We start from the raw sequence: 17,200 nt of genomic DNA on the forward strand, positions 1-17,200 counted from the left end.
CCCTTTCGCGACACAAGGCCGCTCCTACAGGGGGCCGCGTGCGCTTGGCATCAGTAGAACAACCGATACCCCAGCAACCCTACCGCCTCATTCAGCAACTGCCCGCTCTGCCACATGGCTCGGCTTTCCGGCAGCAACCCCGCGAACGGCCGCGCATGATCGCGCCCCAGGAAGCCCACCGGCGCCGACACCACCTCGAACCCAGCCCGCTCGAAGCTCCAGCGCGAACGCTGCATGTGCCAGGCCTGGGTCACCACCACCACACGCCTGATACCCAGTGGCTGCAACACCTTGGCGCTGAACTCGGCGTTTTCCCAGGTGGTACGGCTGGCTTCCTCCTTCCAGGTGACCTTCACCCCGAAATCGGCCTGCATGCGATCAGCCATCAGCTGAGCCTCGCTGGGCGGTGTGCCATAGTGCAAACCGCCACTGGTCAGCACCGGCAAACCCGAGGCCTTGGCCAGTTGAGCCGCATAACGAATGCGTTCAAAGGCGGCATAACTCGGCTGGTCCGCGCTTTCCCAAGCCGGATCGCCCCGATCCCTTCCAGCGCCCAGGATGACAATGGCGTCAGCCCTGCTCGCCAGCGCCGTCCAGGCGTCCATCATCAGCGCGGGTTCGGTTTCCAGCGCCTGAGCCCCCTGTTGCACCACCACTGGCAGGCTCATCAGCCACAACCCTCCCAACCCCAGGGCAAAGCAGACCGCAGCCAGGCGCGGCCGGCGACGGCGCCACCACCAGGCGGCCAGCAGCAGCAGGAACAGGATGCCGGGCGGCATCAGCCATTGTTTGATGAAAAAGCGCAGCGGCATCACACACCTCCAGGGAAGGCGTGCAGCCTAAGAGGATCGGCACCGGGCCTCAAGGGCAACCGGCGCCGATCGATGCGTGCATTGCGAAAAACCGGCGCGTCGATCCGCGCCTGCAACCCTGAACGGCTATCGGGACGGCAACGTCCTGGAGCTGGCTGGGGCGCCGGAGCGCTTGCGGTCCTTGAGCCAGACAATCCTGGCCGAGGACGGCTCCGGTTGCGGGTAGGCACCGGCACTGGCAAAACGGCCCTCCGGAAGGGATTCCAGGTAGGCCTTGATGACCTCGAACTCGGCATGGCTCAGGCCACGCAGCTCCAGTTCGGCAGGCATCTCGTCGCGCAATCGCACAGAGGTCCTGGCCACTTCCAATGCCAGGCCCAGGCGGTCGATCAGGCGTTCGTAAAGCTCCGGCTTGTTTGCGGTTAGTTGCGACTCTCCCATCCGTTCACCTCATTGAAGGTAAGAATATCTCCCCCCACAGATGAGCTTAGCGTCACTCGCAAAAGCGGCAGGGCGCTGCGACCAACGGCCCGCGCGACGGGCGATGCAATCAGGGTTTCCCACGACGCGCGGCGCTCATGTATGCTACGGCGTTCACTCTCATAAGATCCCGGAGTGCCGGACGCAGCGAGGTCGAGCTGCCTGGAACATGTCTCTTATTCCTCTCAATACAAAGTAGCCATGCACGAACAATACACGCCCCGTGATGTAGAAGCCGCCGCCCAGAATGCCTGGGACGAGCAACAATCGTTCGCTGTCACCGAACAGCCAGGCAAAGACACGTACTACTGCCTATCGATGTTCCCGTACCCGAGCGGCAAGCTACACATGGGCCACGTGCGCAACTACACCATCGGTGACGTGATCGCCCGCTACCAGCGCATGCTGGGCAAGAACGTCCTGCAGCCGATGGGCTGGGACGCTTTCGGCATGCCGGCGGAAAACGCCGCGATGAAGAACAACGTCGCTCCGGCCAAGTGGACCTACGAGAACATCGACTACATGAAGACCCAGCTCAAGAGCCTGGGCCTGGCCATCGACTGGTCGCGTGAAGTCACCACCTGCAAGCCGGACTACTACCGCTGGGAGCAGTGGCTGTTCACCCGCCTGTTCGAGAAAGGCATCATCTACCGCAAGAACGGTACCGTGAACTGGGACCCGGCGGACCAGACCGTACTGGCCAACGAGCAGGTCATCGACGGCCGTGGCTGGCGTTCGGGCGCGCTGATCGAAAAGCGCGAAATCCCGATGTACTACTTCCGCATCACCGACTACGCCGACGAGCTGCTGGAAAGCCTCGACGAGCTGCCGGGCTGGCCTGAGCAGGTCAAGACCATGCAGCGCAACTGGATCGGCAAGTCGCGCGGCATGGAAGTACAGTTCCCGTACGACCAGGCGAGCATCGGTCACCCGGGCACCCTGAAGGTCTTCACCACCCGTCCGGACACCCTGATGGGCGCGACCTACGTCGCCGTCGCCGCCGAGCACCCGCTGGCCACCCAGGCCGCCCAGGGCAACCCGGCGCTGCAGGCGTTCATCGACGAGTGCAAGAGCGGCAGCGTTGCCGAGGCCGACATGGCCACGCAGGAGAAGAAGGGCATGGCCACTTCCCTGTGCGTCGAGCACCCGCTGACCGGCGAGAAACTGCCGGTATGGGTCGCCAACTACGTGCTGATGCACTACGGCGATGGCGCGGTCATGGCCGTGCCGGCCCACGACGAGCGCGACTTCGAGTTCGCCCACAAGTACAACCTGCCGGTCAAGGCGGTGGTGCGCACCAGCGTCGGCGACGAAGTCGGCAGCGAGTGGCTGGCCGCCTACGGCGAGCACGGCCAGCTGATCAACTCCGGCGAGTTTGACGACCTGGACTTCCAGGGCGCCTTCGACGCCATCGAAGCCGCACTGATCCGCAAGGACCTGGGCAAGTCGCGCACCCAGTTCCGCCTGCGCGACTGGGGTATCAGCCGCCAGCGCTACTGGGGCTGCCCGATCCCGATCATCCACTGCCCGTCCTGCGGCGACGTACCGGTGCCGGAAGACCAGCTGCCAGTCACCCTGCCGGAGAACGTGGTGCCGGACGGCGCCGGTTCGCCACTGGCGCGCATGCCCGAGTTCTATGAGTGCACCTGCCCGAAATGCGGCACTGCGGCCAAGCGCGAAACCGACACCATGGACACCTTCGTCGAATCGTCCTGGTACTTCGCCCGCTATGCCTCGCCGAATTACGACAAGGGCCTGGTCGATCCGAAAGCCGCCAACCACTGGCTGCCAGTGGACCAGTACATCGGCGGTATCGAACACGCGATCCTGCACCTGCTGTACGCGCGCTTCTTCCACAAGCTGATGCGTGACGAAGGCCTGGTAACCTCGAACGAGCCGTTCAAGAACCTGCTGACCCAGGGCATGGTGGTCGCCGAAACCTACTACCGTGTCGCCAGCAACGGCGGCAAGGACTGGTTCAACCCGGCCGATGTCGAGATCGAGCGTGACGCCAAGGCCAAGATCATCGGCGCACGCCTGAAGACCGACGGCCTGCCGGTGGAAATCGGTGGCACCGAGAAGATGTCGAAATCGAAGAACAATGGTGTCGACCCGCAGTCGATGATCGAAGCCTACGGTGCCGACACCTGCCGCCTGTTCATGATGTTCGCTTCGCCACCCGACATGAGCCTGGAGTGGTCCGACTCCGGCGTCGAGGGTGCCAGCCGCTTCCTGCGCCGTGTCTGGCGCCTGGCCCAGGCCCATGTGGCCCAGGGCCTGCCGGGCCAGCTGGACATCGCCGCCCTGAGCGACGAGCAGAAGGTCATCCGCCGCGCCATCCACGCCGCCATCAAGCAGGCCAGCACCGACGTGGGCCAGTTCCACAAGTTCAACACCGCGATCGCCCAGGTGATGACCGTGATGAACGTGCTGGAGAAAGCGCCACAGGCCACCGCCCAGGACCGCGCACTGCTGCAGGAGGGCCTCGAGGCCGTCACCCTGCTGCTGGCACCGATCACCCCGCACATCTCCCACGAACTGTGGAAGGCGCTGGGCCACGACCAGGCGGCAATCGACGCGGCCTGGCCGACGGTCGACGAAAGCGCCCTGGTGCAGGACACCGTGACGCTGGTGGTGCAGGTCAACGGCAAGCTGCGTGGCCAGGTCGAGATGCCGGCCGCCGCCAGCCGCGAGGAAATCGAAGCCGCCGCCCGCAACAACGAGAACGTCCTGCGCTTCACCGACGGCCTGACCATCCGCAAGGTCATCGTCGTACCGGGCAAACTGGTCAACATCGTCGCCAACTGATGGCAACGCCCGCCTGCACACTCTGCAGGCGGGCGTAATCGGTCCACGAGGGAGCAACACACATGATCAAACGCAATCTGCTGGTAATGGGCCTGGCTGTCCTGCTCAGCGCCTGCGGTTTCCAGCTGCGCGGCACCGGCACCAACGAGCTGAGCATCAAGGAACTGGACCTTGGCGCGCGCAACCAGTACGGCACCACCGTCATGCAACTGCGCCGCGCCCTGGAAAGCAGCGGTGTGAAGGTCTATGCCGGCGCACCGTACAAACTGGTGCTGACCAACGAGCAGGAAACCCAGCGCGCCGCCACCTACAGCGGCGGCAACCGTTCGGCCGAGTACGAACTGACCACCGTGCTGAACTATGCGATCGAAGGCCAGAACGACAGCCAGTTGCTGGAAGACAAGCTGCAAGTACAGAAGTACTACGTCTACAACGGCAACAACGTCAACGGCTCCGGCCAGGAAGCAAACCAGGTTCGCGAGGAAATGCGTCGCGATCTTGTACAAAGCATGATGGCCCGACTGCAGCAGCTGACCCCGGCACACCTGGATCACCTGCAGCGCAAGGCTGACGAGCGCGCCAAGGCCGAGGCCCGCGCCCAACAGGAAGCCCAGCGCATCCAGGACGAGACGCCCCAGCAATCGCCGCTGGAAGTCCCGGCTCCCTGAGCCTGAACGGGGCACCTGAGGTGCCCCGCCTTTCCCCATGAAGCTCGCTCCCGCCCAACTCAACAAGCACCTGCAAGGCCAGCTGGCGCCGGTCTACATCGTCAGCGGCGACGATCCGCTGCTGTGCCAGGAAGCCGCCGACGCCATCCGCGGTGCCGCGCGCCAGCAAGGTTACGACGAACGCCAGGTATTCAGCGCCGACGCCAACTTCGACTGGGGCAACCTGCTGCTGGCCGGTGCCAGCCTGTCGCTGTTCGCCCAGCGTCGCCTGCTGGAACTGCGCCTGCCCTCGGGCAAGCCCGGCGACAAGGGCGCCGCCGCGCTGATGGAGTACTGCGCCAACCCCGCCGAGGACACGCTACTGCTGATCAGTCTGCCCAAGCTCGATGGCAGCGCGCAGAAGACCAAGTGGGGCAAGGCCCTGATCGAAGGTGCGCACTGCCAGTTCATCCAGATCTGGCCAGTGGACGCCCAGCAGTTGCCGCAGTGGATCAACCAGCGCCTGTCCCAGGCCGGCCTGTCGGCCCAGCGCGACGCCGTCGACCTGATCGCCGCCCGGGTCGAGGGCAACCTGCTGGCCGCCGCCCAGGAGATCGAGAAGCTCAAGCTGCTGGCCGAGGGCAACCAGATCACCGTGGAGACCGTCCAGGCCGCCGTCGCCGACAGCGCCCGCTTTGATGTCTTCGGTCTGGTTGACGCCATTCTCAACGGCGAGGCGGCCCACGCCCTGCGCATGCTCGAGGGGTTGCGCGGCGAAGGCGTCGAGCCACCGGTGATTCTCTGGGCGCTGGCCCGCGAGTTGCGCCTGTTGGCGGGGCTCGCCCAGCAGTTCAGCCAGGGGGTGCCACTGGACAAGGCGTTCAGCCAGGCACGTCCGCCGGTGTGGGACAAGCGCCGTCCGTTGGTGAGCAAGGCCTTGCAGCGCCTCTCTGCGCAGCGCTGGGCCATGCTGCTGCAGGATGCCCAGCGTATCGATGCGCAGATCAAGGGACAGGCCGAGGGCTCGCCCTGGACCAGCCTGGCGCGCTTGTCGCTGCTGATGGCCGGACAGCGATTGGCACTGCCTGCCGAGTAAAACGCATCGCGGGGCTCCCAAAGGCACCGTAAGAGTGGGCTTGACCCGCGATGAGGCCCGCCACCATAAACACAATCAATTGGCTCACGTAGCGCTACAGGCCTAAAGTGCGCCCGCCATCCACCCAGTCCGGGAATCCACCATGAGCAAAAAGCCGAAAAAGCACGGCCCCAACAAGGCCAAGTCCATCGTCGCCCAACCGCTGTTCCGCTGCCGCCAGGAACGACCGGAAAAAGGCAAAGGCAGCTACCGCCGCGAAGCCTTCCAATCGAGAGATTGGGAGGCTTCCTGCTTTATGGCGGCATGAAAGGCATGAAATGCGCAGGCATGGTATGGTCGGCACCTGACCTGCAATTCTGGATCCGTGCATGCCCTCTCGTCTCACTCTCCGCTGGCAACCCCGCCAGCTGATCGCGGCCACAAGCTTCATCCTGCTCGTCGCCTGCGCCGAGAAACCCACCGCCGCCGACGCCCTGCCGCTGGCGCCCGCCCAGCCCGCTCCCGTCGTCACCCTGCCCGGCACCGCGCCCGAGGCCAACGGTGAAATCCAGCCCCTGCAGACCTTCGCCCAATGGCAGGCCGGTTTCCGCCAGCAAGCCCTGCAAGCCGGTATCAGTGCCAGCCTGTTCGACCGCGCCTTCCTCGGCGTCACCCCGGACATGGACGTGATCAAGGCCGACCGCAGCCAACCCGAGTTCACTCGCCCGGTCTGGGAGTACCTGGACGGCGCCCTGTCGCCGCTGCGCGTGCGCAACGGCAAGAAGCTGCTCGAGCAGAACGCCGAGCTGCTGTCCCGCATCGAGCAGCGCTACGGTGTCGATCGCCAGGTCCTGGTCTCGGTATGGGGCATGGAAAGCAACTTCGGCCAGTTCCAGGGCAGCAAGTCGGTGATCCGCTCACTGGCCACCCTGGCTTATGAGGGCCGCCGTCCTCAGTTCGCCCAGGACCAGTTGATCGCCGCCCTGCAGATCCTGCAGAACGGCGATATCCAGCCCGACGCGATGCGCGGCTCCTGGGCCGGCGCCATGGGGCAGACCCAGTTCATCCCGACCACCTACCTTACCCACGCGGTGGACTTCGACGGTGACGGCCGCCGTGACATCTGGAACAGCACCGCCGACGCCCTGGCGTCCACCGCGCACTACCTGCAGGCGTCCGGCTGGAAACGTGGCCAACCCTGGGGCTTCGAGGTGCAGGTGCCTGCCGGCTTCGACTACTGGCTGGCCGATGGCAGCCAGCGCAAGAGTGTCAGCGAGTGGCTGCAACTGGGCGTGAAACTGCCTGCCGGTACCACGCTGCCCGCCGGCAGCAGCCAGCTGTCCGCCGCCCTGCTGCTGCCTGCGGGCGCCCGTGGGCCGGCGTTCCTGGTGCTGGACAACTTCCGAGCCATTCTCAAGTACAACAACTCGTCGTCCTACGCGCTGGCCGTCAGCCTGCTGGGAGATCGTTTCTACGGGTGGGGGTTCATTGCCGGCAACTGGCCGAAAGAGGACCTGCCGCTTAGCCGCAGCGAACGAATCGAGCTGCAGACCTTGCTTAATGCCAACGGGCATGAGGCAGGCAATCCGGATGGAATCATCGGCGCCAATACCCGCAAGGCGATCCGTAATGCGCAGCAGGCGCAGGGCTGGCCGGCGGATGGTTATCCGACCCACAAGCTGCTTGATAGCCTGCGCCGCTAGAGAACGCAGGGGGCGCTTTGCGCCCCTTTCGCGGCACGAGGCCGCGCCTACAGGAGATTGCGATCCCCTGTAGGAGCGGCCTCGTGCCGCGAAAGGGCTGCAAAGCAGCCCCGGCGATCTCAAACCCTGAACAGATCCTGCAACAGCACCAGACTCTGCTCTTCGGCATCCAGTCGCACACTTGCCCCCAACGGCAAGCACACATTCGGATCACAGTGCCCACTGCGCCACCCTGCCAGCACCGGCACCCCGAGCGGGCCGAAGATGTCCAGCAGCAGTGGCGTCATCGCCGCCACCGTGATCCCGGCAAAGTCCCCCACCAGCACCCCTCGCACCCCTTTCAGCTTGCCGGCCAGGCGCAGCTGGGTCAGCAGGCGGTCGACACGGTAGAGCGGCTCGTTGACGTCCTCGATGAACAGGATGCTGTCTTTGGTATCGACTTCCGCCAATGTCCCCAGCGTGGTGCCGAGCAGCGACAGGTTGCCACCGACCAGACGCCCGCTGGCAACCCCGGGCACCACGCTGCTGAGCGCAAACCCCGCAGGATGATTGATCGCATCGCCCGCCCCCAACCGTCCCCGCAGTTGCCCGAACAGTGAGCCGACGGTGGGCTCGAGCTTGCCCCCCAGCAGGTCGGCATTGAGCATCCCGCCATGGAAGGCCAGCATCCCGGCATGTCGGTTGAGCACCGAATGCAGGGCGGTGATGTCGCTGTAACCCACCAGCGGCTTGGGATGGCGACGGATCAGTTCGAAGTCGATGCGGTCCAGCAGGCGCATGCTGCCGTAACCGCCGCGCATGCACAGGATGGCGTCGATGTCCGGGGAGCAGAACGCATCGTGCAGGTCACGCAGGCGTTGCTCGTCGCTGCCGGCAAGGTAACCGTCCGCCTGCAGCACCCCAGGGTAGATGCGGCACTGCTGGCCACGGTCTTCGAACCACTGGCGGGCCTTGTCGGTATCCAGCCGCGCCGGGCCGGCCGGGGCGATGATGGCGAAACGGGCGTTGTCAGGCAGGGCCTTGGGCAACAGGTACTCGGCAGTTTCCAGGCAATTCATCGCGCCACTCCTTGCAGCTTGTCGCTTGAAACTTGTAGCTCAAAAAAATGCCGATGCCGCCTTCCGGCGCGCATCGGCATGTCCCGCTCAAGCCCGGCTCAGAGCTTGATCTTGGCTTCGTGGGCCTGCTGGTCGGCGTGGTACGACGAACGCACCAGCGGGCCGGAGGCGACGTTCTTGAAGCCCATCTTGTAACCTTCCTCGGCGAACCAGGCGAAGGTGTCCGGGTGCACGAAGCGCTGTACCGGCAGGTGGTTGCGCGACGGCTGCAGGTACTGGCCGAGGGTCAGCATGTCGATGTCGTGCTCGCGCATGCGGTGCATGACCTCGATCACCTCGTCGTCGGTCTCGCCCAGGCCCAGCATCAAGCCGGACTTGGTCGGCACGTGCGGGACCATCTGCTTGAACTTCTGCAGCAGGTCCAGCGACCAGTCGTAGTCCGAGCCCGGACGCGCGGCCTTGTACAGGCGCGGCACGGTCTCGAGGTTGTGGTTGAACACGTCCGGCGGGGTCTGCGCGGTGATTTCCAGCGCCACGTCCATGCGCCCACGGTAGTCCGGCACCAGGGTTTCCAGCTGGACGCCCGGCGACAGCGCGCGGATTTCGCGGATGCAGTCGGCGAAGTGCTGGGCACCGCCGTCACGCAGGTCGTCGCGGTCCACCGAGGTGATCACCACGTACTTCAGGCGCAGGTCGGCGATGGCGATGGCCAGGTTCTTCGGCTCGTCCAGGTCCAGTGGCTTCGGACGACCATGGCCAACGTCGCAGAACGGGCAGCGACGGGTGCAGATGTCGCCCATGATCATGAAGGTCGCGGTGCCGCCGGAGAAGCACTCGCCCAGGTTCGGGCAGGAGGCCTCTTCGCACACGCTGTGCAGCTTGTGCTTGCGCAGCAGTTGCTTGATGCGGTCGACTTCCGGCGAAACCGGGATGCGCACGCGAATCCAGTCGGGCTTTTTCGGCAGTTCTTCGGTGGGGATGATCTTCACCGGGATGCGCGCCACCTTCTCGGCGCCGCGCAGCTTCACGCCGGCCTCGACTTTCTTCGGCGCAGGGCGCGGGGTCACGTCTTGCGTGGGGATCAGGTTCGGCACGGCTTCTTGCACAGTTGTCATAATCAGTCGATTCCGCCCGTGAGGGTCGTCTGCTCAGCATAGTCGAGGTGCCTGACCAGCTGTCCGCGCAGCCTTGTCCTGACCTCAATGAGTTCGATCGGGCCTGCCAGGTCGCGCAGCTGGGTCATGGCCAGCCCCGCATACCCACAGGGGTTGATTCGGCGGAATGGCGCAAGGTCCATGTCCACGTTCAGGGCAAGGCCGTGGAAGGAACGACCGTTGCGGATTCGAAGGCCAAGGGACGCGATCTTCGCGCCATCGACGTAGACGCCCGGGGCATCGGGCTTGGCCACCGCCTGCACGCCGTAGCTGGCGAGCAGATCGATGAGCGCCTGCTCGATGCGGCTGACCAGCTCGCGCACGCCGATGCTCAGGCGCCGCACATCCAGCAGCAGGTAGGCCACCAGCTGGCCGGGGCCGTGGTAGGTGACCTGGCCGCCGCGATCGGTCTGCACTACCGGGATTTCCCCCGGGATCAGCAGGTGCTCGGCCTTGCCGGCCTGGCCCTGGGTGAAGACCGGCGGGTGCTCGACCAGCCAGACTTCATCCTGGCTGTCCGGGCCGCGTTGCTCGGTAAAGCGACGCATGGCCTCCAGCACCGGCTCATAGGGCTGCAGGCCAAGATCGCGAATACCGAGCACGCCGGACATCACAGCACCATTTTCACGATGCCGGTGGCACGCAGGGCACTGTTGATGTCGTGCAGCTGGTTCTCGCTCTCGGCAACGATATGCAGTTGCACCGTGGTGTACTTGCCTTCCTTGCTCTGGCGCTCGGCCAGGGTCGACAGGTCGACCTTGGCGTGCTTGCTGAGGATCTCGATCACGGTGTCGCGGAAACCGACAACGGTGTCGCCGATCACCTTGATCGGGTAATCCTCGCAGGGGAATTCGATCTTGTGCGACTTGACGTCTTCTTCGCTCATGGCGGAAACGGCCTCGTAAGCCGTGGCAGCAACATCGCCCCCGCCTGGTTCACGGGGGCGTGCAGGTCACGTATCAGTTGAACAAACCGTAGAAGAACAGGCGGATGCTATCCCACATACGGCCGAAGAAACCAGCTTCCTCCACGCCGTCTAGGGCGATGAGGTCGGCGCTGTGAATCACTTTCTCGTCCAGTTTGACTTCCACTTTGCCGATCACGTCACCTTTGGCGATCGGAGCGGTCAGTTGCGGATTCATGGTCATCGAAGCCTGGAGGCGTTTCAATTGGCCTTTAGGCATGGTCATGGTCAGGTCGTTGGCCAGACCGGCTTTCACCTGGTTGGTCGCGCCTTTCCATACCTGGGCCTGGGTCAGCTCGGTACCTTTCTGGTAGAAGGTCTGGGTTTCGAAGAAGCGGAAACCGTAGGTCAGCAGCTTCTGGGTCTCGGCGGCGCGGGACTGCTCGCTGTTGGTGCCGAACACCACGGCGATCAGGCGCTGGCCGTCACGCACGGCCGAGGCGACCATGCAGTAGCCGGCTTCGTCGGTGTGGCCGGTCTTCAGGCCATCGACGGTCTTGTCGCGCCACAGCAGCAGGTTACGGTTCGGCTGCTTGATGTTGTTCCAGAAGAACTCTTTCTGCGAGTAGATGGCGTAGTGCGCAGGATCTTCGTTGATGATCGCGCGTGCCAGCAGGGCCATGTCGTGGGCCGAGGAGTAGTGCTCCGGGTTCGGCAGGCCGGTCGGGTTCATGAAGTGGCTGTTGGCCATACCCAGGTCGGCGGCGGTCTTGTTCATCATGTCGGCGAAGGCGTCTTCGCTGCCGGCAATGTGCTCGGACAGGGCGACCGAGGCGTCGTTGCCGGACTGGATGATGATGCCGTGCAGCAGGTCACTGACGGTCACCTGGCTGCCAACCTTGATGAACATGCGCGAACCACCGGTACGCCAGGCGTTCTCGCTGACGGTGACCGGGTCGTTCTCGCCGATCTGGCCACGACGGATGTCCAGGGTGGCGATGTAGGCGGTCATCAGCTTGGTCAGGCTGGCCGGCGGCAGGCGCTCGTCACCGTTGTTCTCGACCAGCACGTTGCCGCTGGACGCGTCCATGAGTACGTAGGACTTGGCGGCCAGTTGCGGTGGTGCCGGCATCATCTGCTCCGCTGCGAAGGCAGCAGGCATGATCATCAGCAGAACGGGCAGGCAAAGTCGTTTGGCAAGGTTGGTGATGTTCATCCGTCTCTCGTAAATCGCTAATGGTCTGATGTTCCGTGGGCAAGTTCATTTGCCCAGCGCCCCGTCAGTCTAGTTTTATGGCCGGTGGCCTGGCCCGACAGTGCGACGTAATGCCGCTGCGGGCAAAAGCGGGCATTGTACATGTCATTGCCCGGCAATTCATGAACAAACCGACAGATCGGTGTGCTCTGCTTCGCGGGTGAACCCGCTCCCACAGGATCTGTGCAAAACCCTGTGGGAGCGGGTTTACCCGCGAAAGGTCCGACGCGTACGTCAGTCGGTCACGACCTTCGCCTGACCGAGGTTCGCCAAGCGAATGCTGTCCTGCGCCTGCTGGATCTCGCCCTGGCTGTTGATCGGCCCCAGGCGAACCCGATGCAAGGTTTGCTGGTTGCGCACCACGGAGCTGATGAACACCGGCGCGCTGACCATGGTGCTCAGCTTCGAGCGCAGCAGCTCGGCGGCGTCCGGGTTGGCGAACGCGCCCACCTGCAGGATGCTGCCGCCGCTGGCGTTCGGTACGTTGTTGCCGCCCACCTGCACCGGCACCACCGGCGCCGCGTGCTGTTGCGGCGGCGGGGTCCACTGCTCGACCCGACCGGTGCTCGCCGGAATCGGCTGGGCCTGGGCCACCTGCGGCTCCTTGAGCATCATCGGCGGCTGCTGGCCACGCTGGGCCCACCATTGCTGCGGATCGATGCCTTCGACGCGCACATGGGCGGTGCCGGTCTCGGCGTAGCCGAGCTTCTTAGCCGCAGCATAGGAGAGGTCGATGATGCGGTCGGAGTAGAACGGACCACGGTCATTGACCCGCAGGATCACGCTGCGTCCGTTGGCCAGGTTGGTCACCCGCACGTAGGCCGGCAGCGGCAGGGTCTTGTGCGCAGCGCTCATGCCGTACAGGTCGTACAGCTCGCCGTTGGCGGTGTTTTGTCCGTGGAACTTGGTGCCATACCACGACGCGGTGCCCTCTGCGCGGTAATTGCGCGAGTCCTGCATCGGGTAGTAGGTCTTGCCCAGCACAGTGTAGGGGTTGGCCTTGTAGTTGCCGGTGTGCACGGTCGGCGTGGCGTCGGGGATCTTGTTGACGTCCACGTCCCACCAGGGCGCGCCGTCCTTGTGCGCGCGGTTGATATCCAGACCCGGCTGCGCACGCACGGTGTTGCCGCTCTGCGGGGTGGAAGGCCGACTCGACGAGCAGCTGGCCAGCACCAGGCCGACGGCGACACAGGTGAGCAGTTTTGCGGTGTTGCCGGAGAAGAGATTGCGCATTTACTTGACGCCCCGTGCCAGAACCAGCTGTTCCGAAAGCTGATGCACCGCCATGGCATACATCACGCTGCGGTTGTAGCGAGTGATCGCGTAGAAGTTCTTCAGGCCCATCCAGTACTCGGGGCCATCCGCGCCTTCCAGACGGAAGGCGGTGACCGGCAGATCATCGCGCAGCGCATCATGACCCGACCAGCCCAGCGCCCGCAACTGCGCGACTGTCCTGGTCGGCTCGATGCCGGTGGTCAGGCCTTCGTCGGCCCGCCCGCCAGCCACACTGGCGCGGCTGACCACAGGTTCGCCGGGCACCCAGCCGTGGCGCTTGAAGTAGCTGGCGACACTGCCGATGGCATCGTCCGGGTTGTTCCAGATATTGATGTGGCCGTCGCCGTCGAAGTCCACGGCATAGGCGCGAAAGCTGCTCGGCATGAACTGCGGCAGGCCCATGGCACCAGCGTAGGAGCCCTTGAGCGTGAGTGGATCGAGCTGTTCCTCGCGAGCCAGCAGGAGGAACTCGCGCAGCTCCTTGCGGAAGAATTCGGCCCGTGGAGGGTAGTCGAAACCGAGCGTGGACAGGGCATCAATGACCCGATAGTTGCCGGTGTTGCGGCCAAAGAAGGTTTCCACGCCGATGATCGCGACGATGTACTGCGCCGGCACGCCGTATTCCTGCTCGGCGCGGGCCAGCACGGCCTCGTGCTGGCGCCAGAAGTCCACACCGCGGGCGATGCGCGCGTCGGTGATGAACATCGGCCGGTATTCCTTCCACGGCTTGACCCGCTCGGCCGGCCGCGAAATCGCGTCGAGGATCGCCTGCTTGCGCTGCACCTCCCCGAACACGCCCATCAGTTGCTCGCCGGCAAAGCCGTAGTCGCGGGTCATCTCGCCAACGAACTCGGCCACCTGCGACGAGCCGTCGTAGTCGCCGGCATTGGCCTGCTGGATTGCGCCGAACAGCCCCATCGCGCCGAACCACGGCGCCAGGCGGGCAGCCCAGCCACGCACTGCTTGCATGAAATTCTTCACCTTTTTCAAACCTGTGCAATCCACTTGCGGTGCGTATGGATCGACATAAGAACGCCAAACGCTGACAGCAGCGTCACCAACGAAGTTCCGCCATAGCTGATGAAGGGCAGCGGCACGCCCACCACGGGCAGGAGGCCGCTGACCATACCGATATTGACGAACACGTAAACAAAGAAGGTCATGGTCAGGCTGCCCGCGAGCAGCTTGCCGAACAGGGTCTGGGCCTGGGCGGTGATCACCAGCCCGCGGCCGATCAACAGGATGTAGATCAGCAGCAGCAGGCAGATGCCGACCAGGCCGAACTCTTCGCCGAGCACGGCGATGATGAAGTCGGTGTGGCTTTCCGGCAGGAAGTCCAGGTGCGACTGGGTGCCCAGCAGCCAGCCCTTGCCGAACACCCCGCCCGAACCGATCGCTGCCTTGGACTGGATGATGTTCCAGCCGGTGCCCAGCGGGTCGCTTTCCGGATCGAGGAAGGTCAGCACGCGCTGTTTCTGGTAGTCGTGCATGACGAAGAACCACATCGCCACCGCCACCGGTACCGCCGCGGCGATCACGCTGACGATCCAGCGCCAGCGCAGCCCGCCCATGAACAGCACGAAGGCACCCGAGGCGAGGATCAGCAGCGCCGTGCCCAGGTCGGGCTGGCGCACGATGAGAATGAACGGCACGCCGATCAGGACCAGGCTGATCGCCACATGCTTGAGGTGCGGCGGCAAGGTGCGCTTGGACAGGTACCAGGCGATGGTCGCCGGCATGATGATCTTCATGAATTCCGAGGGTTGGAAGCGGATTACCCCGGGGATGTTGATCCAGCGCGTCGCGCCCATGGCGTTATGGCCCATGACGTCCACCACCACCAGCAGGAACACCCCGGCCAGGTAGGCCAGCGGCACCCAGCGCGCCATGAAGCGCGGCTCGAGCTGGGCGATGATGAACATCGACACCAGGCCGATGCCGAACGAGCTGGCCTGCTTCATCAGCAGGTCCCAGTTCTTGCCGCTGGCCGAATAGAGCACGAACAGGCTGCCGGCGGCGAGTGTCAGCAGGATGAGCAGCAAGGGGCCGTCGATATGGATGCGCTGCAGGAAGCTGGCACGCCTGCGCATCACGTCCTCGCTGGAAAGCATGCGGTCGAAGTTGTTCTTCACGGGGCCGATTCCTGGGCGACTGTGGCGGGGGCGAACTCGGGTTTGAGCCGGCCGTTCTCGTCAAGCAGCCAAGCGTCCATGACCTGGCGCACCACGGGGGCGGCGACGCCGGAGCCGGACTCGCCGTTCTCGACCATCACCGAGACCACGATCCTCGGATCGTCGGCCGGGGCGAAGGCGACGAACAGCGCGTGGTCGCGGTGGCGTTCCTGGAGTTTGTTGCGGTCGTACTTCTCACCCTGCTTGATCGCCACAACCTGAGCAGTACCGCTCTTGCCGGCGATGCGGTACTGCGAGCCGATGGCGGCCTTGCGCGCGGTGCCGCGGGCGCCGTGCATCACCTGCTCCATGCCGTGAGTGACCCTGGCCCAGTCCGACTTGTCGCGCAGGATGATGTTTTCCATGGGGTTCTCGTCCACCGGGGGCTGGCCTTCGATGGTCCTGGCCAGGCGCGGACGGTTCCACACGCCTTTGTTGGCAATCAGGGCGGTGGCCTGGGCCAACTGCAGTGGCGTGGTCTGCATATAGCCCTGGCCGATGCCGAGGATCAGGGTTTCGCCAGGGAACCAGGCCTGGCGGCGGGTGGCGCGCTTCCACTCACGGGAAGGCATCAATCCGGGCGACTCCTCGAACATGTCCAGGGCGACCTTCTGCCCGATACCGAACTTGTTCATGTAGCTGGACAGCCGATCAATCCCCATCTTGTGTGCAAGATCGTAGAAGTACGTGTCGTTTGACCGCATGATCGCCACATCCAGGTCAACCCAGCCATCGCCGGTGCGGTTCCAGTTGCGGTATTTGTGATCGTAGTTGGGCAATTGGTAGTAACCCGGGTCGAACACCCGGCTGCCTGCGGTCACCACGCCACTGTCCAGACCGGCGATCGCCACCGCCGGCTTGATGGTCGAGCCCGGCGGGTAGAGGCCGCGCAGCACGCGGTTGAACAACGGCCGGTCGATCGAGTCGCGCAGTTCGGCGTAGGCCTTGAAGCCGATGCCGGTGACGAACAGGTTGGGGTCGAAGCTCGGCTGGCTGACCATGGCCAGCACTTCGCCGGTGCGCGGATCGAGGGCGACGATGGCGCCACGGCGCCCGCCCAGCGCCTGCTCAGCGGCTTCCTGCAGCTTGATGTCCAGACTCAGCACGATGTCCTTGCCAGGCTTCGGATCGGTGCGCTTGAGCACTCGCAGCACGCGGCCACGGGCGTTAGTCTCGACTTCCTCGTAGCCCACCTGGCCATGCAACTCGTCTTCGTAGAAACGTTCGATGCCGGTCTTGCCGATGTGGTGGGTGCCGCTGTAGTTCACCGGGTCGAGGGTCTTGAGTTCCTTCTCGTTGATCCGCCCGACGTAGCCTACCGAATGGGCGAAATGCGCGCCCTGGGGATAGTGGCGGACCAGCTGCGCCGCCACTTCCACACCGGGCAGGCGGAACTGGTTGACCGCGATGCGGGCAATCTGCTCCTCGTTGAGCTCGAACAGGATCGGCACCGGCTCGAATGGCCGACGCCCCTGCTTCATGCGCTTCTCGAACAGGGCACGATCGTCAGGGGTGAGTTCGAGCACCTCTACGATCACATCCAGCACGTCCTGCCACTTGCCGGCGTTGCCGGCGCGCTCGCGGGTCATCACCAGGCTGAAGCTGGGGCGGTTGTCCGCCACCACCACGCCGTTGCGGTCGAAGATCAACCCACGGGTCGGCGGGATTGGCTGCACATGCACCCGGTTGTTCTCCGACAGCGTCGAGTGATAGTCGTACTGGATGACCTGCAGGTAATACAACCGGGCGATCAGCACGCAGACGAGCAGCACCACCGCCACGGCGCCCACGACGACGCGGTTGCGCACCAGGCGGGCGTCTTTTTCGTGGTCCTTGAGGCGGATCTGCTGCGGCATCG

The 17,200-nt window shown here is 64.6% G+C and carries 16 protein-coding genes; 5 read left to right on the forward strand and 11 right to left on the reverse strand.

Translation table 11 applies throughout. The annotated features are described in order from the left end of the window. Window positions 1-50: 50 nt before the first annotated feature. Both DMX06_RS13670 and DMX06_RS13675 read right to left on the reverse strand, forming a co-directional pair. Window positions 51-812 (reverse strand): YdcF family protein, encoded by a 762-nt coding sequence (locus DMX06_RS13670; RefSeq protein ID WP_110737915.1) that lies wholly within the window; start codon window positions 810-812, stop codon window positions 51-53. Between the two features lie 126 nt (window positions 813-938). Further along, complete coding sequence (locus DMX06_RS13675) at window positions 939-1,253, reverse strand: hypothetical protein (protein WP_110737917.1); 315 nt, start codon at window positions 1,251-1,253, stop codon at window positions 939-941. A 240-nt stretch (window positions 1,254-1,493) separates the two neighbouring features. Here DMX06_RS13675 and leuS point away from each other — a divergent pair, with 240 nt between their 5' ends. The 5 genes from leuS (at window position 1,494) to DMX06_RS13700 (ending at window position 7,525) form a co-directional block, all read left to right on the forward strand. Then, window positions 1,494-4,100, forward strand: a complete 2,607-nt coding sequence (gene leuS, locus DMX06_RS13680; protein WP_110737919.1) for a leucine--tRNA ligase — start codon at window positions 1,494-1,496, stop codon at window positions 4,098-4,100. Window positions 4,101-4,162: 62 nt separating this feature from the next. Beyond that, window positions 4,163-4,768 carry an LPS-assembly lipoprotein LptE gene (locus DMX06_RS13685; protein WP_110737921.1) on the forward strand — a complete coding sequence of 202 codons (606 nt, stop codon included), beginning with the start codon at window positions 4,163-4,165 and terminating at the stop codon, window positions 4,766-4,768. Between the two features lie 37 nt (window positions 4,769-4,805). Next, the gene (gene holA, locus DMX06_RS13690; RefSeq protein WP_110737923.1) at window positions 4,806-5,843 is read left to right on the forward strand and encodes a DNA polymerase III subunit delta; all 1,038 of its coding nucleotides are present in this window, start codon (window positions 4,806-4,808) and stop codon (window positions 5,841-5,843) included. Window positions 5,844-5,985: 142 nt separating this feature from the next. Beyond that, window positions 5,986-6,150, forward strand: a complete 165-nt coding sequence (gene arfA / locus DMX06_RS13695) for an alternative ribosome rescue factor ArfA (RefSeq protein WP_028690395.1) — start codon at window positions 5,986-5,988, stop codon at window positions 6,148-6,150. Between the two features lie 61 nt (window positions 6,151-6,211). Then, window positions 6,212-7,525, forward strand: a complete 1,314-nt coding sequence (locus tag DMX06_RS13700) for a lytic murein transglycosylase (RefSeq protein WP_110737925.1) — start codon at window positions 6,212-6,214, stop codon at window positions 7,523-7,525. Between the two features lie 119 nt (window positions 7,526-7,644). Here the strand turns inward: DMX06_RS13700 and DMX06_RS13710 are convergent, their stop codons facing one another. The 9 genes from DMX06_RS13710 to mrdA all read right to left on the reverse strand — a co-directional run bounded on the left by DMX06_RS13710 (window position 7,645) and on the right by mrdA (window position 17,198). Next, a complete protein-coding gene (locus DMX06_RS13710) occupies window positions 7,645-8,583 on the reverse strand; it encodes a S66 peptidase family protein (protein ID WP_110737930.1) in 939 nt (312 codons plus the stop codon). A 98-nt stretch (window positions 8,584-8,681) separates the two neighbouring features. Continuing rightward, the gene (gene lipA, locus DMX06_RS13715; RefSeq protein ID WP_028690392.1) at window positions 8,682-9,698 is read right to left on the reverse strand and encodes a lipoyl synthase; all 1,017 of its coding nucleotides are present in this window, start codon (window positions 9,696-9,698) and stop codon (window positions 8,682-8,684) included. 2 nt (window positions 9,699-9,700) lie between these two features. Then, window positions 9,701-10,348, reverse strand: a complete 648-nt coding sequence (gene lipB / locus DMX06_RS13720; RefSeq protein WP_110737932.1) for a lipoyl(octanoyl) transferase LipB — start codon at window positions 10,346-10,348, stop codon at window positions 9,701-9,703. After that, window positions 10,348-10,623 carry a DUF493 domain-containing protein gene (locus DMX06_RS13725; RefSeq protein ID WP_011535839.1) on the reverse strand — a complete coding sequence of 92 codons (276 nt, stop codon included), beginning with the start codon at window positions 10,621-10,623 and terminating at the stop codon, window positions 10,348-10,350. Before DMX06_RS13725 ends, lipB begins: the two co-directional genes overlap by 1 nt. A 73-nt stretch (window positions 10,624-10,696) precedes the next feature. Continuing rightward, window positions 10,697-11,857, reverse strand: coding sequence for a D-alanyl-D-alanine carboxypeptidase family protein (locus DMX06_RS13730; RefSeq protein WP_050707061.1), 1,161 nt, complete (start codon window positions 11,855-11,857; stop codon window positions 10,697-10,699). 273 nt (window positions 11,858-12,130) lie between these two features. After that, the gene (locus DMX06_RS13735; protein ID WP_110737934.1) at window positions 12,131-13,129 is read right to left on the reverse strand and encodes a septal ring lytic transglycosylase RlpA family protein; all 999 of its coding nucleotides are present in this window, start codon (window positions 13,127-13,129) and stop codon (window positions 12,131-12,133) included. Then, the gene (gene mltB / locus DMX06_RS13740) at window positions 13,130-14,140 is read right to left on the reverse strand and encodes a lytic murein transglycosylase B (RefSeq protein ID WP_110738047.1); all 1,011 of its coding nucleotides are present in this window, start codon (window positions 14,138-14,140) and stop codon (window positions 13,130-13,132) included. It lies immediately after the preceding gene. A gap of 17 nt (window positions 14,141-14,157) precedes the next feature. Then, window positions 14,158-15,261 (reverse strand): rod shape-determining protein RodA, encoded by a 1,104-nt coding sequence (gene rodA / locus DMX06_RS13745; protein WP_050707084.1) that lies wholly within the window; start codon window positions 15,259-15,261, stop codon window positions 14,158-14,160. Window positions 15,262-15,299: 38 nt separating this feature from the next. Further along, a complete protein-coding gene (gene mrdA, locus DMX06_RS13750; RefSeq protein WP_110737936.1) occupies window positions 15,300-17,198 on the reverse strand; it encodes a penicillin-binding protein 2 in 1,899 nt (632 codons plus the stop codon). Window positions 17,199-17,200 lie beyond the last annotated feature (2 nt).

Source organism: Pseudomonas mosselii, from assembly GCF_003205295.1.
Lineage (GTDB): Bacteria > Pseudomonadota > Gammaproteobacteria > Pseudomonadales > Pseudomonadaceae > Aquipseudomonas > Aquipseudomonas mosselii_B.